The 21,450-nt window shown below is 53.5% G+C and carries 20 protein-coding genes, 1 pseudogene and 1 riboswitch; of the genes and pseudogenes, 10 read left to right on the plus strand and 11 right to left on the minus strand.

What is annotated here, in order from left to right:
- From ACHZB8_RS05845 to groL, 3 genes are all read left to right on the plus strand, one after another.
- Nucleotides 1-366: AAA family ATPase (locus ACHZB8_RS05845; protein WP_316859319.1), on the plus strand; the 366-nt coding region annotated here is incomplete at its 5' end.
- Nucleotides 367-754: 388 nt separating this feature from the next.
- Nucleotides 755-1,042 (plus strand): co-chaperone GroES, encoded by a 288-nt coding sequence (groES, locus tag ACHZB8_RS05850; RefSeq protein WP_316859320.1) that lies wholly within the window; start codon nt 755-757, stop codon nt 1,040-1,042.
- A 65-nt stretch (nt 1,043-1,107) separates the two neighbouring features.
- Nucleotides 1,108-2,757, plus strand: coding sequence for a chaperonin GroEL (groL, locus tag ACHZB8_RS05855; protein ID WP_316859321.1), 1,650 nt, complete (start codon nt 1,108-1,110; stop codon nt 2,755-2,757).
- 580 nt (nt 2,758-3,337) lie between these two features.
- Here the strand turns inward: groL and ACHZB8_RS05860 are convergent.
- A complete protein-coding gene (locus tag ACHZB8_RS05860; RefSeq protein ID WP_316859322.1) occupies nt 3,338-4,252 on the minus strand; it encodes a putative phage abortive infection protein in 915 nt (304 codons plus the stop codon).
- Between the two features lie 123 nt (nt 4,253-4,375).
- Here ACHZB8_RS05860 and ACHZB8_RS05865 point away from each other — a divergent pair, with 123 nt between their 5' ends.
- On the plus strand, nt 4,376-5,011 hold the full coding sequence (locus tag ACHZB8_RS05865) for a MarC family protein (protein WP_316859323.1): 636 nt from the start codon (nt 4,376-4,378) through the stop codon (nt 5,009-5,011).
- 19 nt (nt 5,012-5,030) lie between these two features.
- Here the strand turns inward: ACHZB8_RS05865 and ACHZB8_RS05870 are convergent, their stop codons facing one another.
- The 4 genes and pseudogenes from ACHZB8_RS05870 to ACHZB8_RS05885 form a co-directional block, all read right to left on the minus strand.
- Nucleotides 5,031-5,582, minus strand: a complete 552-nt coding sequence (locus tag ACHZB8_RS05870; RefSeq protein ID WP_316859325.1) for a methyl-accepting chemotaxis protein — start codon at nt 5,580-5,582, stop codon at nt 5,031-5,033.
- Nucleotides 5,572-5,721, minus strand: a pseudogene (locus ACHZB8_RS05875) (hypothetical protein); the annotation flags it as partial. The gene ACHZB8_RS05870 and the pseudogene ACHZB8_RS05875, both read right to left, overlap by 11 nt.
- Nucleotides 5,649-6,752, minus strand: a complete 1,104-nt coding sequence (locus ACHZB8_RS05880) for a HAMP domain-containing protein (RefSeq protein WP_316859326.1) — start codon at nt 6,750-6,752, stop codon at nt 5,649-5,651. The gene ACHZB8_RS05880 and the pseudogene ACHZB8_RS05875, both read right to left, overlap by 73 nt.
- 9 nt (nt 6,753-6,761) lie before the next feature.
- On the minus strand, nt 6,762-7,367 hold the full coding sequence (locus ACHZB8_RS05885) for a hypothetical protein (protein ID WP_316859328.1): 606 nt from the start codon (nt 7,365-7,367) through the stop codon (nt 6,762-6,764).
- A gap of 625 nt (nt 7,368-7,992) precedes the next feature.
- Between ACHZB8_RS05885 and ACHZB8_RS05890 the strand changes: the two genes are divergently transcribed.
- On the plus strand, nt 7,993-8,841 hold the full coding sequence (locus ACHZB8_RS05890) for a prolyl oligopeptidase family serine peptidase (protein ID WP_316859329.1): 849 nt from the start codon (nt 7,993-7,995) through the stop codon (nt 8,839-8,841).
- Between the two features lie 495 nt (nt 8,842-9,336).
- Nucleotides 9,337-10,821 (plus strand): PAS domain-containing methyl-accepting chemotaxis protein, encoded by a 1,485-nt coding sequence (locus ACHZB8_RS05895; protein ID WP_316859330.1) that lies wholly within the window; start codon nt 9,337-9,339, stop codon nt 10,819-10,821.
- 367 nt (nt 10,822-11,188) lie between these two features.
- Here ACHZB8_RS05895 and ACHZB8_RS05900 read toward each other — a convergent pair whose 3' ends face one another.
- A complete protein-coding gene (locus ACHZB8_RS05900) occupies nt 11,189-11,398 on the minus strand; it encodes a SlyX family protein (protein WP_316859331.1) in 210 nt (69 codons plus the stop codon).
- 184 nt (nt 11,399-11,582) lie between these two features.
- Here ACHZB8_RS05900 and ACHZB8_RS05905 point away from each other — a divergent pair, with 184 nt between their 5' ends.
- From ACHZB8_RS05905 to ACHZB8_RS05915, 3 genes are all read left to right on the plus strand, one after another.
- Entirely contained in the window at nt 11,583-12,065 is a 483-nt protein-coding gene (locus ACHZB8_RS05905; RefSeq protein ID WP_316859332.1) for an Rrf2 family transcriptional regulator, read from the plus strand.
- A 129-nt stretch (nt 12,066-12,194) separates the two neighbouring features.
- Nucleotides 12,195-12,662, plus strand: a complete 468-nt coding sequence (locus tag ACHZB8_RS05910) for a phage regulatory CII family protein (protein WP_316859334.1) — start codon at nt 12,195-12,197, stop codon at nt 12,660-12,662.
- Nucleotides 12,663-12,903: 241 nt separating this feature from the next.
- Nucleotides 12,904-13,896, plus strand: a complete 993-nt coding sequence (locus ACHZB8_RS05915; RefSeq protein ID WP_316859335.1) for a hypothetical protein — start codon at nt 12,904-12,906, stop codon at nt 13,894-13,896.
- A gap of 746 nt (nt 13,897-14,642) precedes the next feature.
- Here the strand turns inward: ACHZB8_RS05915 and ACHZB8_RS05920 are convergent.
- A complete protein-coding gene (locus tag ACHZB8_RS05920; protein ID WP_316859336.1) occupies nt 14,643-15,401 on the minus strand; it encodes a ChbG/HpnK family deacetylase in 759 nt (252 codons plus the stop codon).
- Nucleotides 15,402-15,858: 457 nt separating this feature from the next.
- Nucleotides 15,859-15,981: riboswitch (SAM-I-IV-variant riboswitch) on the plus strand.
- A gap of 76 nt (nt 15,982-16,057) precedes the next feature.
- Between ACHZB8_RS05920 and ACHZB8_RS05925 the strand changes: the two genes are divergently transcribed.
- Nucleotides 16,058-16,429, plus strand: a complete 372-nt coding sequence (locus tag ACHZB8_RS05925; protein ID WP_316859338.1) for a hypothetical protein — start codon at nt 16,058-16,060, stop codon at nt 16,427-16,429.
- Nucleotides 16,430-16,446: 17 nt separating this feature from the next.
- On the opposite strand, the gene ACHZB8_RS05930 is transcribed toward ACHZB8_RS05925, so the two are convergent.
- The 4 genes from ACHZB8_RS05930 to hisS form a co-directional block, all read right to left on the minus strand.
- Nucleotides 16,447-17,547: a glycoside hydrolase family 3 N-terminal domain-containing protein gene (locus ACHZB8_RS05930; protein WP_316859339.1), complete on the minus strand. Its 1,101-nt coding sequence runs from the start codon at nt 17,545-17,547 to the stop codon at nt 16,447-16,449.
- A gap of 117 nt (nt 17,548-17,664) precedes the next feature.
- The gene (gene hisG, locus ACHZB8_RS05935) at nt 17,665-18,654 is read right to left on the minus strand and encodes an ATP phosphoribosyltransferase (RefSeq protein ID WP_316859340.1); all 990 of its coding nucleotides are present in this window, start codon (nt 18,652-18,654) and stop codon (nt 17,665-17,667) included.
- A 12-nt stretch (nt 18,655-18,666) separates the two neighbouring features.
- The gene (locus tag ACHZB8_RS05940) at nt 18,667-19,806 is read right to left on the minus strand and encodes an ATP phosphoribosyltransferase regulatory subunit (RefSeq protein WP_316859341.1); all 1,140 of its coding nucleotides are present in this window, start codon (nt 19,804-19,806) and stop codon (nt 18,667-18,669) included.
- 45 nt (nt 19,807-19,851) lie between these two features.
- Entirely contained in the window at nt 19,852-21,321 is a 1,470-nt protein-coding gene (gene hisS, locus ACHZB8_RS05945; protein WP_316859342.1) for a histidine--tRNA ligase, read from the minus strand.
- Between the last annotated feature and the right edge of the window lie 129 nt (nt 21,322-21,450).

A 21,450-nucleotide genomic window follows, 5' to 3' on the forward strand; every position in this document is an offset into this window, starting at 1 on the left:
CTTGAAAAAAACAGGCTTCTGGTGTGCGATACGGATCTGGTCTCTTCGCTCGTCTATAACCGGCACTATTACAAGGACGAGATGAACACACCGCGCTGGGCCATGTGGGAGCAATGGGCAGAGCAGCATAAAAAGCGCCTGAAATCCGAGCCCCACGCCCCACGCCTCTATATTCTTTGTGATATCGACTGGCCATGGGTTGATGATGGCCAGCGGGATGAACCTGACAAACGGGATTATTTTCGCAAATGCTTTGAAGAGGAACTCAAGGCACAAGAGTGCGATTTTCTGGTTGCTCGTGGATCACTGGAAGAGCGCCTGAGAGCGGTGCTCGCCCATCTGGTCCAGTTACCTGCAAAGCGGTAGCCTCTCAGACAGTGGCGCTAGGGGGCCGACCTCAAAGGGGAGATCGTGGATTAACCTCCGATCTCTCTCCGGCGCGCGGCCAGATCCTGCTGGCCAACGACCTTCTTGCCATTGGCCTTGTCATGAAAGCAAGTGAGCGTTCGGGGAGCGGGTTCTCGGCCTCTCATTTTTTTCCAAATCGGACCGAAAAAAATCGCCCCTCATTATTGACTTCTTGACGTCGCCCCCCTAAATCAGTGTCGCTATTAGCACTCGCTCGACATGAGTGCTAAATACTTGTTTAACGAGGAGCAGACCTGTCGGATGCCGCTAGATTTTAGGGGCGCGTGCTAGTCCTTGAAGAAGGGTCCGAAAGGCTGCATCACACAGATTAGGGAAAGTTCAGACAATGAAATTCCGTCCTCTGAATGACCGCGTCGTTATCCGTCGCGTGGAATCCGAAGAGAAAACCGCTGGTGGTATCATCATTCCAGATACCGCAAAAGAAAAACCATCCGAAGGTGAAGTCGTTGCAGTTGGCGTAGGCGCCCGCAACCGCGATGGCGTTATCGTTCCTTGCGACTGCAAGGAAGGTGATCGCGTCCTGTTTGGCAAATGGTCCGGCACCGAGATCAAAATCGACGGCGAAGATGTCATCATCATGAAAGAATCCGACATTCTGGGTATCCTGGGCTAATTGCCGGGACCTTTTGTCGTATCGCCTCTTATTTACAAGTAACAAAGATTTCAGGATAAGCTCAAATGGCTGCAAAAGAAGTCAAATTTGGTTCCGACGCTCGCGAGAAAATGCTGCGCGGCGTGGACATTCTCGCAAACGCTGTAAAAGTAACCCTCGGCCCCAAAGGCCGCAACGTGGTTATTGACAAATCCTTCGGCGCTCCTCGCATCACCAAAGACGGTGTGTCTGTTGCCAAGGAAATCGAACTGGAAGACAAGTTCGAAAACATGGGTGCACAGATGGTGCGCGAAGTGGCTTCCAAAACCAACGACATCGCTGGTGACGGTACCACAACTGCTACCGTTCTGGCACAGGCCATCGTTCGGGAAGGTGCAAAATCCGTTGCTGCCGGCATGAACCCGATGGACCTGAAACGCGGTATCGACCTGGCTGTTGCTGAAGCACACAAAGCTCTGGAAGCTGCGTCCAAAACCATCAATTCTTCTGAAGAAGTTGCTCAGGTTGGCACCATCTCTGCTAACGGCGAAGCTGAAATCGGCAAAATGATTTCCGAAGCCATGCAGAAAGTCGGCAACGAAGGCGTTATCACCGTCGAGGAAGCAAAATCTCTGGAAACCGAACTGGAAGTCGTTGAAGGCATGCAGTTCGACCGTGGTTACCTGTCTCCTTACTTCGTGACCAACACCGAGAAAATGGTTGCTGATCTGGAAGATCCGTTCATCCTGCTGCACGAGAAAAAACTCTCCAACCTTCAGCCAATGCTGCCGATCCTGGAAGCTGTTGTTCAGTCTTCCCGTCCGCTGCTGATCATCGCAGAAGACATTGAAGGCGAAGCACTGGCAACTCTGGTTGTCAACAAACTGCGCGGCGGCCTGAAAATTGCTGCTGTCAAAGCTCCTGGCTTTGGTGATCGTCGTAAAGCCATGCTCGAAGACATCGCCATTCTGACCGGTGGCACTGTGATTTCCGAAGATGTTGGCATCAAACTCGAAAGCGTTACCCTGGACATGCTGGGCACCGCCAAGAAAATCAACATCACCAAAGAAAACACCACCATCGTTGATGGCGCTGGCGAAAAAGACGGCATCGAAGCTCGTGTTTCCCAGATCAAAGCTCAGATCGAAGAAACCACGTCCGATTATGACCGTGAAAAACTTCAGGAACGTCTGGCTAAACTCGCTGGCGGTGTTGCTGTTATCCGCGTTGGCGGTGCAACCGAAGTTGAAGTGAAAGAACGCAAAGACCGCGTTGACGATGCCCTGAACGCAACCCGCGCTGCTGTTGAAGCCGGTATCGTTCCTGGTGGCGGCACCGCTCTGCTGCGCGCTTCCAAAACTGTCGAGAAACTCGTTTCCGAAAACCCGGACATCGAAGCAGGCATCAAGATCGTTCTGCGCGCTCTTCAGTCTCCGATCCGTCAGATCGCCGAAAACGCTGGTGTTGAAGGCTCCATCGTTGTCAACAAAGTTCTCGAAGGCAACGACACCCTTGGTTTCGACGCTCAGAGCGAGAAATATGTCGACATGATCGAAGCTGGCATCATCGACCCGACCAAAGTTGTTCGCACTGCCTTGCAGGACGCAGCTTCCATCGCTGGCCTGATGATCACCACCGAAGCCATGGTTGCTGATGCTCCAGCCAAAGATGGCGCTCCTGCAATGCCTGATATGGGCGGCATGGGCGGCATGGGTGGCATGGGCGGCATGATGTAATCTGCTGCTTGGCTATCTTAGCTAAGAATTGGGCAGTCCCTGTGGGCTGCCCTTTTTTGTTGCCCATGCTCTTTGCGTTTTTGCGCATCCGCGCGAAGGGGGCGGCATGATGTAATATCAGTCGTCTTGGCTATCTTAGCTAAGAATTGGGCAGTCCCATGTGGGCTGCCCTTTTTTGTTGCCTATGCTTTTTGCGCTTTTTGTGCCTCTGCGCGAAGGGGGCGGCATGATGTAATATCAGTCGTCTTGGCTATCTTAGCTAAGAATTGGGCAGTCCCATGTGGGCTGCCCTTTTTTGTTGCCCATGCTCTTTGCGTTTTTGCGCATCCGCGCGAAGGGGGCGGCATGATGTAATATCAGTCGTCTTGGCTATCTTAGCTAAGAATTGGGCAGTCCCATGTGGGCTGCCCTTTTTTGTTGCCCATGCTCTTTGCGTTTTTGCGCATCTGCGCGAAGGGGGCGGCATGATATCGCTATGCAATGGACGCCAAGCGACCGTCCGGGTGGGTGCGGAACGCGCCCGCCATGGGGCGGACGGGCGCGTACCCTCTGCGAGGGTAGACGGAAGGTTGAAGTAGCTTCAACTTTGACCCATGGAGCCTGAAATTTCTTCAATCCTTTCAAGAAATAATTTCCAGTGCTCCTGGTTTGTGAAGGCCGTAGCCGGAATCTCTTCATGAAACTCGATTTTTCCGATTGCCCATATCAGCTTCTCATGATGACTTGAAAAGCAGCCGTAGAAAATGATTTTCATTTCTGAAAGACTTAACATTGAAGAAAAAATCGAAACATACAGCTTGTATTTTACGGAAGCTGGATGCGACGCGATAAAGTAGAGTATTCCCTCCGCGTTTCTGAGAAACGTCCGGACTTCAGGCTGATACCCGTCAACTTCGTTATCGAACTCGTCTCCAAATCTCTCAAGCTCTTCGTACTTCGTGAATGCTTTTGTCTGTTCAACAAAGTAATCATTAAAGTGCTGAAGGACGCCCTCCCCGCAATATTTGTTGTTAGGACCGGAGTGAAAACCCGCAACAACATCGTTTAGTGTGTCAATCATAGAAAAAAGCTTGTTTTCAAAACTTTGAAGTTCCATGCTCCGATGTTGCGCTTCTAGCGCATCAGACGTCTTTTCCGCCTCTTCCCTCGTCAGCTTCAACTCTTCCCTTGTTGCTTCCAATTCCTCTATCTGTAAGGCGATTGCCCTTTCTTGCTGTTGGATGATCTTATTCTGCTGCCAGAGGGTGTAGATCAGAGCCATCAGGGCCAAGAAGCTGTAGATCGGATTAAGAAACCCTCCAACGAAGTCACCCATCGGCCCTAGGGCGTCTTGGTTATGGGCTAATGCAACCAAGTCTTCACCACGCGTCATGAAATAGGTAGACGCAGCACCCAAGAGCAAAAACAACAGCGCTATGAGACCAATCCCCCATAGCAAGAGAGGCATTCCTGTTTGGGAAGATCTCGAGTTGACGAATGGATCGTTATTGCTCATTTTAGAACCTCAAATGCTAAAGGCTTAAAGGATTTCATTTGCTTGCAATCCTTGAATCCGTACAGAGTAATTTTCAACCATAAATTACAAATTCAATAGCCTCTCTTCTGAGCAACCGCATCCATGACCTCCCTCCTGACCCTCTTCGGCATTTTCTTTGCCATCATGAACCCCTTCGTCAATCTGCCGGTTTTTCTGACGCTCACCGATGACTTCAGTGTCGAGCAGCGCAAAAATCTGGCGATCAAGGTGGTGCTGTTTTCCACGATCATGTGCATCGTCATCCTGATGGCGGGCCAAAGGATCATCAGCTTCTTTGGCATTGAGGTGGATGATTTCCGGGTCGCAGGTGGTCTTGTTCTGGCCCATATTGCCTGGTCCATGCTCAATGGCAATGAAGCGGCATCGCATCATGGTTCAGAACAGGAAAAGGGCAATCCCAGCAATCCGAGCTCATTGAGCACCCTGGCCTTCTTCCCCCTCACCTTTCCGATGATTGTCGGACCGGGCTCGATCGCCACGATGATCATCTATGCCGGACAAGCAAAGAGCATGACAGACTTTGCGCTGCTTTCGGCAATCCTTGCCTTGATCCTCACGATGCTGTTTCTGGTATTCTATTTTGCCAGTCAGTTCAGCGCCCTTCTCACCGAGACAATGCGCATGATCATGACGCGCCTGATGGGCATGATCCTGCTTGCGATTTCTGTGGCAATGGTGGTTTCGGGCATCAAGGTGTTGCTGCCGGGACTGGCGTGACGATGATGCAACCGGTGAGCTATTGCACCAAACGCAAAAGGGCCGGTTTCCCGGCCCTTTCCGCATGATCATGAATGCCTCTGCTATGGCCGCAAGCACGTGCTTGATGAATTTGTCCGCCTTTTTCCTGAAGCTCGCGGGTTTGCTCATTCATATTGGCAATCATCGACTGCACAGAGGTCGCCAGTTCCCCGGTTTCCTGAGCAATGCCAGAAACGGTTTCGATGTCCCGGCTGACATGGGCGGTGCCGGTGGCCGCTTCATTGACATTCTGTGCAATCTCGGAAGTTGCCGCAGACTGCTGATCTGTTGCAGCCGCCATGGCCGATGTCTGCTCGGTGATTTCAAGCACCTTGTTGGCAACTGTCTCGGTTGCGCTGATCGAGCTATTGGCTGCATTTTCCATATTGGTCAACTGACGATCGATTTCCTCGGTTGCCTTGGCGGTCTGGCTGGCCAGATCCTTCACTTCGGCGGCCACGACCGCGAAGCCTTTGCCGGCCTTCCCCGGCGCGGGCTGCCTCGATGGTGGCATTGAGGGCCAACAGGTTGGTCTGTTCCGCAATGTCATTGATCAGACGGGTAACGGAGCCGACTTCCTGCAACACGCGCTGCAAATCGGCAACCGACTGGCTGGTCAGCTCAACCTCGTGATTGGCTTCATTGGCCAGACGCGCAGCATTGGTGACCTTGCCGGAGATCTCGTTGATCGAGGTAGACAGCTCTTCTGTCGCGCTTGCGACGGCCTGCACATTGGCGTTGGCCTGCTGGGTTGACGCGGATACGGCAACCGAACGTTCAACCGTTTCCCCGGCCTTGTGGGCCAGATTGGATGAATTCTCTTCCATGCTCGTGCAGAGCCGGCCAGTTTGCCCACAATGGTGCCGACGACATCATCGAATTCAGCGGCCAGCCGACGCATTTCTTCCTTGCGATCGATCTCTGCCTGTTTGCGCTGTTCGGCGGCGTCCTGCTCAAGCTGCTTGGAGCGTCTGAGATTGACCTGAAACACGGACAGGGCCTGATACATCTTGCCGATTTCGTCGCCACGGTTATTGGCGATGTCGACATCAAGATTGCCATCTGCCAGGGCACCCGTGACATTGACCATTTTCTTCAGCGGACGCGAGATGATCAGATGATTGAGGAATGCAAGACCCATGGCAGCCACAATCAGCAGAACAAGGCCGATGAGTGCTGCGCTGGTCACGCTATTCAGCTCGGCATTCTGCTCCGCAGTCAAATCAGCCATCCGGGATTGCCGTTGTTCGATCTGCTCATCGATCAGGCCGATCAGATCATTGAGATGCTGGTTGCTTTCGCCAGACACTTCCATGGCGCGCGCCAGTTCGACCGTCATCGGATCACGCATCATAGTAAGCTGCTTGTCGGCAAAGTTGTTATACCAGTCCTGCCAATCCTGTTTGACCGCGTCGATACCCTGCTGGGTGGTCATTTCATCAAAATGGCCTGACAGGGCCTGGTAGCCGGACCGGACCGTATCGGACCAGCTCAATTCACCGGTCAGCAGGAAAGACTTCAGGGAAAGTGCCTGATTTTCGATTTCAAGTTTGAGTGCCTGCATGTCAGCGACTTGCGCTTCCATGTCTGCCCGCTGGGCGACCGCTTGCCGGGCAGCGTCAGACTTGATGTAACTTACAAGACCGACAGCCACACCAACCATCGCAAGAAGACCGAAAAACAACAGGCTTTTAAAGGTTAGGGAAAAGTTGTTCAGCATGTCGGCCTCCTAATTAGCAGCAACTTGTCGGCGAAACCATTCGGTCAAATTCACTTCAACGGTCGCCGCACCGATCAGTTTGCCTGTAGAGGGATTGGTCACGCTTCTGTTGACCTGAGCACGCCAAATCTTGAGAGTGTCGTCCCATTCCGGCTCGTCGATGAAAACCGCGTCCGGGCCAACATCAAAAGTCTTCTGGAATTTGGCTTCGTCGCCTTGCCAGAAATCGGACGTCACCGAAGATTGGCCAACATTCAGGCCTTTGTTATCCATAACGAAAATTTCGACAAACAGCCCCACGGACTGCCCTTGCATGCGTGAGAGATAGACAGACAGCGGGCTGGACAGCGTCGCTGCGATCAGCGGCTTGTCATCCGTTTTTGTCTCGGCCCGCCACTGTTCATCAAGCGTGATGATATCCTTCTCGCCGACGTTGCCATATTTGTGGTTGTGAGCCTCGATGCTCACTGCAACGATTTCCTTGTTCAGCCAGGTGTCAATCTCCGCTTGCAGCGCCTCAACATTCATGCGATTGAGGTCCAGTTCCGGAGAGGCCATAGCCTGTGCACCAAATGCCAGCATTAATGCGCCCAAAGCGCCAAGAACCTGTTTCATTGACGTTTCCTTCTTTAATTTTTCTCAAATTCTGAAGTAAATTACTTAACAGGTCGTTTTTATTGCTTTAAAATACGTATGTTTTAAGTATTCTAAGACTTTTCATTGGTAAAACTGTCAGTTTTATTTAGTTTTTTATACACTCTCGAAACAAACTGTTACACAGGGCAATTTATGCCTTTGATTTCGGACAACTTTATTTCAACCAATACTTTCAAATTACAACCTAAGCAACTTAGGAATGTGCAACAATAGAGGGAAAATTCATGTCTGAATTGGCCGCAAGTATTTCTTGCAATGGTTGTTTGAATATCTGCGTGAGGAAACGAGGTTCGTCGGGTTTTATGCCACCAAACGATTTCATATTCTTTCCCTTTTTCCATATTCTCTGGCAGCTTGCATCCGCCATCAAGCGGGGAGATGAACAGAGTTGAAGCTTGAGCGGCTCTGGTTATACGTAAATGTCCATCTTGGAAAGGTGCGTATAAAAAGCATTAACCACATAGACAAGTAATTAAAAAAATTCTTTACATTCAAAAGCTTAACTGGTTATAAAGGGTTTTACGGTTTCCCTAAACTTGTTCTCGTTTCGCCGCCGCCAGCCCCAAAGCAAGGCCAACTGATCATGATTGATACCCGCTTCTCCCCTTTGCATTTGCCCGCCACACCTCCTGAACCCGAAATTGTCAGGCTGGACGAACGACCTCTCGCCCAGACCGTTTTTTCAGGGGAGTGGCCTGACCGTCAGATCGAGCAGGTTCATGCCCCCGAGCTGCACAGCTTCAGGTTGGCTAGGCCGCGTGCTCAGGCGCTTGTTTATGCCGGTGGAGGCTATACCAAGCTCATGTATGACAAGGAAGGCGTCGAGGTGGCCCTCTGGCTGAATGCGATGGGAATGGATGCGCATGTTGTTGTTCATCGTCTGCCCGGAGGCGACAGCGGCACAGGCGGCGTCTACTGCAAGGACATCGCCCTTACCGATGCTTTGAGCGCAATGAAACATCTGGAGCGCAACAGCGCGGCCCTGCCACTTTTCCATGTCGGCCTCTCTTCAGGTGGGCATATGGCTGGGACCATGGCTTGCCAGCCGAGCAATCTGAATGTTCGCGGTAGCCTGATCACCTATGCACCGATCAATGCAAATCATCGCGACCATAAATATCCCGAAGACAAGCCGGACTATCCGCCATTGCAGAAGCAGGACTTCTACGATGACTGGCCCATCGGCATTGAAAGCGCGCCGCATGGCCTGCCCCGCTGTCCGGTGTTTCTTGCCTATGCCTTGCAGGACCGCAGTGTTCCCGTACAGCATGCGCTCAATCTGATCCATGCCGCAAGCCGCAACAATATCGATGTGGACGCGCATATCTACGGCAAGGCGCCGCATGGATTTGCGCTGAGAAATCTGGATGGCAGTCACGCCCTCTGGCCAGATCTTGCAAAGGACTGGTTCAACCGGAAACTGGCTGAATAGGTCTCAGGCTTCAGTGTTTCAATTCCGAAGGGACGGGATGAAGCCCTTTGAACGGCGCGACAGGATCGGTGCCGCTCTTCTTCTTTTGTAATACGGAACCTGTCTCAGTTTGGGGCAAGTCATCGATGGCGAGCGCCCCCGACGACAGGTTCGTATTTCCCGTCCACAAACGCCATCCAATGGTTGAGAATATTGCCTTCTCTCGTTTTGCAATATAAGTATTTTTAATTATTACTATCGCATTTTCCCTTTGGGTCCGCCATTTCACTCATTTTCAAATAGATAAAAGTGACAATACAACCCGGCGCACATTTATTATTGACAAAGTCTTAAATTTTTCTGCCGTTTTTCTATCAATACTTAAGCGTTGCGGCACCAACTTACAAAAATTCTAAAAATTGTTTTGTTTCTGCGAAAGTTATTAAACTCGCTTTTACCAAATGAGGGCCATTCTCGATTCAACATATCGATCCAGCCTCAAAGGAAGTAAGGACAATGGCACTTTCACTGACTGGTAAAAACAACAGTAAAGCGATACTCGACGCAATTGGCTCATCATGGGCAGTGGTCGAGTTCAGCATGGATGGCGTGATCCTTGAAGCCAACAAGGCATTCACGCTCGCATCCGGCTATCAGCCCAATGAATATAAGGGCATGAAGCACGACCGCATGGTTGCGGAAGCGGCTCGCAATTCCGCTGTGGAACGCGAGCTGTGGAGCGCCTTGCGTCGCGGGGAAAATCAGGATGGCGATTTCATGCGCCTGACGAAAGATGGCACCGAACTGTGGGTTCAGGCCTCCTATTGCGTGGTCAAAAATGGAGCAGGACAGCCACAGAAAGTCGTCATGCTCGCCCGTGATACAACAGAGAGAAAAAATCGCAGTATCAAGCTTGAAGGCCAATCGGGCGCGCTTGACCGCTCGCAGGCCGTGATTGAGTTCGAGCTTGACGGCACGATCATCACTGCCAACCAGAATTTCTGTTCTGCACTTGGCTATCGCCTTGACGAGATCAAGGGCAAGCATCACCGTATGTTTGTGGAAAGCAAGGAAACAGGCAGCAACGAATATAAACAGTTCTGGCAAACGTTGCAGAGCGGCAAATTCCACTCGGGCGAATTCAAGCGTATTACCAAGGACGGCAGCGAAATCTGGATTCAGGCGACCTATAATCCGGTGCTCGACCCGACCGGACGTCCGGTCAGCGTCATCAAGTTCGCAACCGATATTACTGCTATGGTGCAGGATCGCATGCGTCGCAGGGGTATCCAGAAAAGCATCGATGTGGAACTGGATCAGATTTCCAGCACCGTGTCTGACACCAATGTGCAGGCTGCCAGCGCAGCAAGTGCCGCTATGCAAGCCTCTTCCAGTGTGCAAACCGTAGCCGCGGCAGCCGAAGAGCTGGTCGCCTCCATCGAGGAAATCAGCCGTCAGGTTTCTCAGGCCACGAGCGTTTCCCATCAAGCCGTTACTGAAGCAAACCAGTCGGCAACGATCATGAATGGCCTGTCAGATGATGCCCAGAGCATCGGCGATGTCATCGAGCTGATTGACAATATTGCAGCCCAGACCAATCTTCTCGCCCTCAATGCCACCATTGAGGCAGCACGCGCAGGAGAAGCAGGCAAGGGATTTGCCGTGGTCGCCGCAGAGGTCAAGGAGCTTGCCTCCCAGACCACCAAGGCAACGGAGAATATCAGCGCACGGATCAATTCCGTCCAGACATCAACCGCCGGGGCCGTGACTGCGATCAACCAGATCAAGGAAGTCATTCAGCAAGTCAGTGACATTTCAAGCAGCATTGCAGCGGCCATCGAAGAGCAATCCGCCGTAACCCGCGATATCTCGGGCAACATGCAGACCGCTTCGGATGGCGTTTCCACCATCAGCTCCAACGTGGAGACTATTTCGCAGGCGACCGAGATGATGGAAATCGCAACCAGAAATGTGCGCGAATCCTCTCGCAAGCTTGCTTGAGCCAACGAACCGGGCGGGGGATAGACCCCGCCGAAAAGACCATTTCAAGGCCGGATCCATTGTTCCGGCCTTTTTGTTTGCCACCCGGATCCCGATCCGTGTTTCGCTCGGGCAGGGCTGACTTTTCGCCAACCATCTCACACTGAGGGAGAATGGCAAAATGATGACATCTCAGGTATGATGATGATTGTAGGTCTTGCCTACCGCGTCGAATTTCAGCACCAGACGATGTTCAACTCAGAGCGCACCCATTGGCTACCATGAGCCTGGTGCGCTCTTGTTCTATGGGGCTAGTCTTTGTGCCTTTTCCTGTCCGGGGCTTTTCTCGTCCTCTGTCTGCAATCTTTGTCCCTGCCCCGTGCGAGAATCAATAGTGAGGCGGCTTCTCGTTACCCGGAGGGCCGATATTTTCCTCCAGCTCCTGAATCGAGTCCTGAAGCAGTTTGACCTGGCGGGTCAATCGATCGATCATCTCCCATTGTCTCGATACCATCTGCGAGAGATCATCGATCGTATTCGCTTGATGGGTGATCTGGATTTCAAGATCGACAACGCGTTCTTCGAGTTCCTGTGCCACGTCAGTCCCTTTCGACTTTGGAAAATTTCGTTTCTAGACTTTTTTACCTCAAAATGAGTTTGCCTGCTCGATTCTCTCATGCAAAGTGATTAAATATGACTTTGATCTCCACAATTGACGCAGCTCAAGGAAATCTCAAGGGTAAACCAACAGGAATGCCAGACAACAAAAATGAGGTGAGCATATGAGATTGGCAAAAGGGACCGATTTCGCCTATCGGATTTTAATGCTGGTCGCCATGAATGATGAACGGAACCTGACAGTTGAGACGGTTGCGACTGCCTTGCGTCTTTCGCGGACCCATTGCATGAAATTGATCGCCAAATTGTCGGGAAGCGGATTCCTGAAGACCACGCGTGGCCGTGGCGGCGGGCTGGAACTGGGCATGCCGGCAGAGCAAATCCGCATGGGAGACGTGGCAAAAGCCATCGAATCCGATTTCGGTGTGGTCGAATGTCTTTGCCCGCGCTGTGAGGATGAACCGCAACCGGATTGTCCGATGTTCGGCGGCTGCGAGATGTCCCGCGTGATGGCGCGTTCCATCAAGCAGTTCGTTGCCAGCCTCAACGAGAATACCCTTGCGGACATTGTCGCCAAGTCGAAAAACTCCCCGAATTTGCTCCTGTCCGAGGATTGTGACAAGAAGCCTTGCCTCGAAGCCAACTGACGTCTTGCCCGCCATATTTTATGGCAGTCTGAACAAAATCCACGGTCAAGGGTTTTTTCACTACCCGTTTCAATGTAAGGTTGCCCCGTCCAGTCGCAGATCATCAATGCGGGCGGGAGACCTGAGAAGATGAAAGATTTGAAAACAAGGGATCGGGGCAAGCAATTCGGATCCCTCGTCAGAAAAGCGATCGATACCAGCGAGCGATATAATATCGAAGGCGTCGCAGCAGGGATCGACATGAGCTATCAGTCCTTTTATCAGCGCCTGCAAGGCAAGACGCCCTTTTCTGCCGATGAGATCAGACGCCTGATCGCCTTCTTCCCCGACCCATCACTTGTCAGCTATTTGCTCAAGGGTACATCCTATGTCGCGGCTGAAAGGATCGAGCCTGGCAGCGACAGCCATGAGGATCACATTTTCAAGGCTGCCCATCGCATTGTGTTCGAGGCTTCCGATGTTCTGGAGGTCATTGATCAGGCATTGAAGGATCAGCGTATCGATCACCGCGAGCGAGCGACCATCATGCAGGAAATCGACGAAGCCGAACGCAGCCTTCTTTCGCTGCGCGAGTTTGTTTCATCCATGCACAAATAGCCTGACGCCCCGGAAGATCATGCCTGCAAGTACCCGAAATCTTGTTGCCCGGCTTGGTGTCGCCGGTTCCGGATCGGCATGCAACCGGTGAAATTGGGTATATGTGCCGCCCGCCCGCTTTAAAACCGGCCCCATATTTTTATCGACAAGAGATGCGCCCCTCATCAAATATGAGAGACAATGATCAACCCCTGATGGGTCTTCCTGTCTTTCTCTCTCCCTGTTTCAAAAGGCCTTTGTCATGTCGAATGTCTCAGTTAATGAAGTCACTCCTACCAGCCCCCTGCCGACCTTGCTGACGGCTCCGGCCATAGCCCCGTCCGGCCATGAGTTGCGCCAGCTTGTCTCCAGTCCTGACACGCTGTGCGATCTCGAAACCTTTGCCCATGCCTTGACCGTGCGAGACATCATCTTTGAATGCGAAGGAGACGGGCCTCTGGCGCAGCATCCCGGTTTTCCGGGTGCCGTCCGGCAGGCCATCGGTTCGGAGTTGATCGCGACCGCCTCACGGGAAGCTCTGGCAGGTCTGCCCTGCCCATGGAGCCCGGCGTGCGGTTTGCAGGTTTTCTTCAATGGAGAACAGGGCACAAAGGTGGGAGAGACCGCACCGCCCTGGATCATCCGAAGTGAAAGCGTTGATGCATCGACGGTCCGGATTACCTTGCGGCTGTTTGGTCTGGGTCTGCTCTGGACCAACAATCTTGCAGATGCCTGCCATCGCGCTATCGAACGGGGCATTTACATCGGCGGGATGGGTCCGGTTTGCGACAGCGTTCTGATCCGGTCTATCGAAGGGGTCTGGACGGGGCTGAGAGACGAGCCTGAGCTCGCCGATACCGCGATTGTCGCCTTCGTCACGCCCCTCGCCTGGAACGACGACCAATATGACGTTCCGTTTGACGAGCATTTCTTCCATGGCCTGCTCTATCGGGTGATCGATATCGCTCGTTGGCACGGCATGCAAATCGAGGAAGCAGAGACGCACCTCAAGTCTCTTGCTGCTGGTTGTTCTGTTCGCGAGGAAGGGCTGAGCGAGATGAAATGGAATCGTTCCATCAGCCAACAGCGCAGCGCTTCGATAGCCATGCAGGGTAAAACCGGTCTCATGCGCATTGCATTGCCAAAAGACGGAAGGAAAAGCCTTTCAAGGCTTCTGACAATCGGTGCATTGCTGAATTCGGGAGGTATGACGGCTTTTGGCCAAGGGCGATACAACCTGTTTTTTCTCGACTAGGCCAGTGGCCTTGCAGACGCTCAGGTTGCCGCAACCGGGAAGGCGCATGCATGTGGCACAGCGCTGCGCTCAGAGGTTTGAAATCGTCTTGATTGTTCCTTGACGTCTCGTCCCGGACAAGAATAGAGAGGCGGGCCGCAAGTCCCCCGAGAAGCGGCCCGCCTTGTCGCAGTATCGATTGACATCGACCGCGACAGTGTCCCATCAAGGTGGTGTCACAACACCCCCTTGTTCCACAACCTGCCTTCATGTCTTCCTTGCCTGCTTGCTTTGCCACGAGCAGGAGAAACCATCCGCTTCCGCGATTGGGTATGACAAAATCTGAGCGCCTTTCAAGAAAACGCACCAGAGAAAGCTACATATTTTGTGGTCTTATAGTCATTAGGGAGAGAAGGTTGGGTGATGTTTGATTTGTAGACTATCCCGTCGATCACTATACGTCAGAAAGCCAAGCTTTTCTGCGTTTGATACTGAGAACAAGCCTACGATCTACATCCACTCAAAGTGCTCCCCCGCCTTTGCTCAGCCGCTTTTGTTTCAGTCCCCACATCAATCAACAAGCGTTCTTCTTCATTTGACTGTTTGTTGCAACACTCAAAGAGCGAGACAATCTCAGAAATATAGCATAACCTTCCCGTATAATAACTCAAGTGTAGTATTACGTAACTAATACGGAAAAGTTGTAAAATCAAGGCTATATAATAGGAATTGCTATAACGACAGGCTATTTACCCAGCAATGCACCATTATGGTGTGTTTGTTGTTTGGTCGAACCAGGAAAACTGGTTTTGCCGCCTGTTCAAGTCACCGTCAAATCTGACAAGTCTCTCATCCAGATGAGCCGGATAGATCGCTGTCCAGATTTTTCCATCCTGACGCCAACTGCTTTTGGGGGGAAGTCGATCAGGTCCGGTGGCATCCATCAGGACACGCCGATTCCATGGCTGACGTTGAGATTCGGTCGATTTCCAGACCAGTTTTTGCCATATGCGCTGATGCAAGGATGATGGCTTGTTCGGGAGCGGACAAAGCAAAACCGATTGCGGCAACTTCAGTGCGGACAAGCTTTGGGTCACAGCCCGCGCTACCGGTCCCAAAGACAGCATGCTCGCTTGCAAAGTGACAAAGTCAGGCATTTTTCCGAGGTGGGCGGAATATCGCCGCAATTGCGCCCGGAATTCCGCTTCCAGCAGTCCGACATCGAGCGCAAGCCGGTTCGCAGCAAATGCGAGATCTTCCTGACGGGGCAACTTGCCTTCTTCTTCTCTATTCTCCGGTGCAAAGCCCGCCGACAGGGGAGAGAAAGACCCGGACAGAGTGAGAGAGAGCCCAATTCTTGGTTGCACCCTCATTTTATCGGTTTCACGCAGAAAGCGCTTGGCACTCTGTGGCCAGAGATCCGAAATCGAAAGGCAGGAAATGGCGCCGACTATGCCGCGTTGCGTCAGATCGATAATGGCATCATCAACGCCATGGGCCAGAGAATAATCCAACGCGCAGAGCAAGACTTAACTCCTGGTGAAAAGAATCATTGTTCGAGCATGAATTCAAGACGCCAACTTGGCTGCATGGATACGAAAAATTAAGCAATCACAATAAGTTGATTACCTAAGCCAATAAGGAAACGGGCATTATCCTATTTATAAGTGCGTAAAAGTACTACCTCAACCGGCCTAAAAACTTTCGATCTATGGCAAAGCACATCGTGCTTTCCTATACTCCTCTTTATGGAAGACGCATAACAAGCTCACGGTACCAGTCCCCCATTGTGATACCAAAGTGAGCACCAATAAAGTCTTTCAATTGGACGGTCCCCACAATTTACCGTCATTAGAGGCCGTCATCAGGGCGGCCTCTTCCTTTGGTTGCATCAGACCGGTTTGCCCGAGAGGCAGTATGCACCCCAAATGGCAAGATTTTTCACAAGATGCTTGATTCTGCCTCGATTGCGCTCTATTGTCCCGCCATCATCAAGAGAAGGGCTGACGCCCTCGCCAACCTGCCGCCCGCGGCAAGGTGGCACCTGTTCGGGATGTGGCGGCATCTTTGCAAACCGCGAAGATGGACGCAACAAATGCGGAATCTCCCTATCAGTTGTCGTCAGTCTTCCAGACCGTGTCAGGGCGTCGTTCGCTTCTGACTCCGTTAGGAAGGAAGCACAATGTTTGAAGCAGTTGATCAAAATTTTGATTGTCTCGTCAATCACGCCTCCAGCTTGGCAAGAGGCATAGACAAGGGCAATACGACATCTTTCAAGGCCCCTGCTCATGGCACGCAGGTCGGCCCCTCGATTGCCACGGTGCTCAAGGCCGGGTTTCGTGCAAGGGTGATGTCCTATCATTCGGCCTATGAGCTGGGAGCCAAGAACGGGCTTTCGCTGATGGATCTGAGAGATCGCACCGAGCAGTGCGCGACGCTGATCCGCGCCGGTCTTACTCACGCGGTTGACGAAAGCGTGTTTGCGGCACTGGTCTTCAACCATCCGACACTTGCGCGAAGTCTGGCCCGCGAGCTGGCCCGCTCTGGTCGCTAGAAAAGCCCGTGATCCACTCAACTTAGCCGGGAGCTGCGCACGCGCCGGGAGGACTGCAAGATCTGGTCTTCCCGCAAACTCCCCTGCTGGACTGCGGACTTGATCCACTGAACAGCCTCGGCCGGGTGGTCCGGATCGGGATTGAGGGTGTTGGACAGCAGGAGAATGTCATATCCGGCGCTGGCGGCTTTCAAAGTCGCCTCTTTGGGCGTTGCCAGCTTGCGTACCGCGCCCATGTCCAGATCGTCGGTCATGGTCACGCCCTTGAATTTCAGTCCCCGGCGCAAGACATCCTGAACGAGCGCACGCGAAAAGGTGGTCAATTCCCCATCGCTGCCCTTGCTCACGCGAACATAGAGATGGCCTGACATGACCACGTCGGCCAGCCCCTGCCCGATCAGCTGGGCGAATGGTTCGAGTTCTTCTTCCTGCCAGCTGTCGCGAATATCGACAAAACCGTTGTGACTGTCGGCTTTGGAAAGACCGTGACCGGGAAAATGCTTGAGAGCCGTGGTGATGCCATAACGGCGATGGGCTCGTACAAAGGCCCCGGCATAACGCACCACCGTTGCCGGATCCTCGCCATAGGCACGCCTGTTCTTGCCGATCACCGGATTATAGGAGCGATGCAGGTCCGCAACCGGCCCCAGATTGAAGGTGAAGCCGGCTTTCTTGAGCTCGCCTGCCGCCTGATTATAGATCCGCTCTGCGCTTGAAACCGCTTCCTTCTGACCAAGGCTATAGGCGGGCGGAATGCGTTTGAAGCCCTGCCGTTCCCTGAGCCGCTGGACAGTACCGCCCTCATGGTCGATCGCGATATGGGTGACACCGGCATCATGGAAAAGCTTGTTGAGTTTGAGGATGTCGCTGCGGCTGCCGACATTGGCGGCCAGGTAGACCACAGATGCCGCCCTGCCCTTTGCAACATGATCCGCAATCGTGCGGGCAAATTTGCCGTCTGCGCTCTTGCCGGTGAAGCCGACCATGATGAGATCGCCGATGGCCCGTTCCAGTTCGGCCGCATTAACAATTGTCGGCCGGATCATGACCGGGGCTGCCAATACAGCAGCAGTCAGCTTGAGGGCATCGCGACGGGTAAGGCTTGTCCTGTGGCTCATGACAGAGTTCCGCTCGGTATGTGTTGCGGGAGAAGATGAAGGTCGCCCCTTTATGACGCGATTCTATCGCAAATCAATGCGTCCAAAACATGATGAGACGTCCCTGCCCCTTCCGGATCAGATCCCGGCATCCTCAAGGCGCTGTTTCATATGCTCGAACAGCGGATTTGAGGCTTCGAAGATATAATCAAGCTGGCTGACCGAAACCGACATTGCACCAAGCTCACGCAAGCGGCAGGCGATGGCATAGACAACCCGTTGCGGCGCATGCAGGCGCAAAAAATGCTCATTATGCCCGAAGGGCGCAGAAATACCCTCATGCTCGAATTCATCACAAATTTGCTGACTCACCATGGCGGCATCGAAATGGGCTGCTGAGATCTCGCGACGATTGCGGGCTGCTTCCTCGGCCTGGATGCGATCAAGAATCTGCCCCAGTGCGCTCCTTGCTTCCTCTGACCAGTCGGCAGTAAGGGAGGCAACAAGATTGGCCTCCGAGCGAAGCATGACGCCATCTTCGAGGATCTTGAGATTATTGGCCTCAAGGGTTGAGCCGGTTGAGGTGATATCAACGATGATATCGGCGGATCCGGTAGCCGGAGCGCCTTCCGTTGCGCCAAGGCTTTCGACAATCTTGTAGTCGATGATGCCGTGACTGGCGAAAAAGGCGCGGGTCAGGTTGATATATTTGGTGGCAACACGCAGACGATGCCCATAACGGGCGGGCATGTCCATGGCCACATCGCCCAGATCTTCCATGTTGCGCACATCGATCCATGCCTTGGGCACGGCGATGATGACATTGGCATGGCCAAAGCCGAGCTTGATCAGGAGATCGACATAGCTCTCGGGGCTCGCGAGATGTTCGCGGATCAGATCCTCGCCCGTAACCCCCAGATGCACCGAACCGGCCTTAAGTTCCTTGGCGATCTCGGAGGCGGAAAGGAAAGCGATCTCGACATTGTCGATACCGGTGAGATGGCCGCGATAATTGCGCGCGCCACCGGGACGGGCGACGTCAAGTCCGGCGCGGGCAAAGAAGGCATTGGTGTTTTCTTGCAGGCGACCTTTGGAGGGAACCGCGATGATAAGAGGGCTCTTGCTCATGATGGTCTCTCCCTAGTTGGATTTGAACAGGCGATCAAGCCAGACGACAAAGCCGATGGCAGGCACCGCCTCGCCTTCCTTGCCTTTTCCCGACCGGTTGGCCAGAAGGCCGAGCAGGCGATCATAGCGCCCGCCCCCGGCAACAGGCTTTGACTGGCCTTGGAAATGCAGCTCGAAATTGAACCCGGAATAATAATCAAGGCGGCGACCGAAATCGGCCTTGAATTGCAACTTTGTTCCCTCTGGCACGGCAGCCTTGATGGCTTCCAATCGCTGTTCGAGGAGCGCCAAGGCCTCTCCGAGAGGATTGCCCTCGGCCTCATTGAAGGCCTTGAGCGCTGAGAGGCTTTCCTCAAGCGAGCCGGAAATGGCAAGAAAGCGCGCAATGATCGCCAATTTGTCCTTGTCCCAACCGGCCATAGCGGCAAGCTCCGCCTTTTCCATGTAGCGTTCCGCGATATCGCCAACCGAGCGACCACCGACAGCCGACAGCCCGGCGATATCGAGCATTTCCTCAACCGCTTCGCGCACATCCTGGGGCTCCTTGCCTTCCAGAATGCGGGCAAGACCTGCGGAGGCTCCGTGATTGTCAGACCCGCCCTCTTCAAGCCGCCTCAGCATGCGGTCGAGCACGGAGCGATCACCGAAAGCCCCTTCAAGACGACGCTGCCATACGGTCGGCGTCCCAAGTGCGGTCAGAAGCGCGGAGAACAGCCCCAGATCACCGACGGTGACAATGGCCTTGTTCGCGGACAGCGCTTCGACCATGGCAACGGCGCGGGCAACACTTGTCGCGTCGAATTCAACGCCCCCTTCGGGGTCGATCTGTTCGATGCCCGCCTGATGGAACTCGCCCGGTTCATCATCGGCACGCTGGCGGAAGACAGGGCCAAAGCAGGCATAGCTGGCCTTGCGAGAGACATCGCCATGAGAGATGTGATGCAGGCAGGCCGGAATGGTGAATTCAGGCCTCAGGGCCATCGCCTCACCATTGGCCGCATCTGCAATATAGAGGCGGCGGCGGATATCCTCACCGATCAGATCGACAAACAGGTCAGCGGAATAAAGGATCGGCAGATTGATCAATCTTGCACCGGCCGCTTCGAACTGGCTCGCCAGCTCCGCGCGCATTTCCTGGCTGAAGTGGGGCATCTCTTCTCCTTTAGCCATTTTAGCCAAGCCCGGAGGCTGACTTTGCTATTTCTGCTCTTTGGCGCGGTCGGCAGCCTGATCGGCCAGCATCTTTTTCACGGTCTCGACCATCTCGGCAAGGGGCACCTCGACCTGAGCCGGGCGGCTTTCGCGCCATGTGGCGTTATCCTCGATCTCGGCGGACAGGCGCTTGCCTTCTTCCAGATCCTTGATCTGGATGATGCCCTGTTCTTTCTCATCAGAGCCCTGAATGATCGCCAGCGGGCAGCCACGCTTGTCGGCATATTTGAGCTGATTGCCGAATTTCTTCCAGTTGCCCTGATAAAGCTCGGAGCGGACACCGGCAGCGCGCAAATCCTGCACCATTTTCATATAATGGCCAAGGCTTTCGACATCGCCATCCATGACGGTGACCAGCACCGGCGCAACCACGATTTCATCGCCAAGCTTGCCGAGATTCTTAAGCGCGGTCATCAGGCGGGAAACGCCGATGGAAAAGCCGGTCGCCGGAACATCGCGGCCAACGAAGCGTTTGACCAGCCCATCATAGCGCCCGCCGCCACCAACAGAGCCGAACTGAACCACTTCGCCCTTTTCGTTGGTGACATCAAACAGCAGCTCGGCTTCATAGACCGGGCCGGTATAATATTCGAGACCACGGACAACGGACGGGTCGATCTTGATGCGATCTTCGCCATAACCGCAGGCATCAAAGATGGCCTGCATCGTATCAAGCTCACGGGTACCGTCATTGTCCATGTCGAGCGTGCCTTCCGTGAAGGCAATCACCTTCTCGACATTTTCGGAGCTGAGGCCTGCGCCCTTGGTGAAATCGCCGCTCTCGTCCTTGCGGCCTTCGCCAAGCAGAAGCCGGACGCCATCGGGGCCAAACTTGTCGAGCTTGTCGACAGCGCGCAGAACAGTGAGACGCGCCTCTGCATGCTCGTCACCACCAAAGCCGATTTCTTCCATCACCCCATCGAGAACCTTGCGGTTGTTGACGCGGATGACATAGTTGCCGCGCTCGATACCCAGCGCTTCGAGCGTGTCAGCCATCATCATGCAGGCTTCGGCATCGGCCTGAACGCCGGGTGCGCCGACGGTGTCGGCATCAAACTGCATGAACTGGCGGAATCGGCCCGGCCCCGGTTTCTCGTTGCGATAGACATAGCCGACGCGATAGGTGCGGTAGGGCAGCTGGATTTCATTGAAATTCTCCGCCACATGGCGGGCCATCGGCGCGGTCAGATCATAGCGCAGGCTCATCCATTGCTCGTCATCATCCTGCACGGAGAAGACGCCGGCATTGGGACGGTCGGTGTCGGGCAGGAATTTGCCCAGACAATCGGTATATTCAAAGGTCGGCGTCTCAATCGCATCGAAGCCATGATGCTCATAGACAGCCTTGATTTTTGCGATCATGTCATCGGAGCTGCGAATATCTTCGGCAGTCCGGTCCACAAATCCGCGCGGCAGGCGGGCCTTGAGCTTGTTGGGCTTTTTATTCTTTGCCATGGTTGGACGTCACTTTTGAACTAGAATTGATAACAGGGTCGCGCCTTGTGCGCGACTTGGCGCGTTTTTCCTAGCCTATCGGGCGAGTTGCGGCAAGAGAAGAGCGAACAATCGGGCCGAGTTGTGCGG

Origin of the sequence: uncultured Cohaesibacter sp., from assembly GCF_963556055.3 — a bacterium.
Lineage (GTDB): Bacteria > Pseudomonadota > Alphaproteobacteria > Rhizobiales > Cohaesibacteraceae > Cohaesibacter.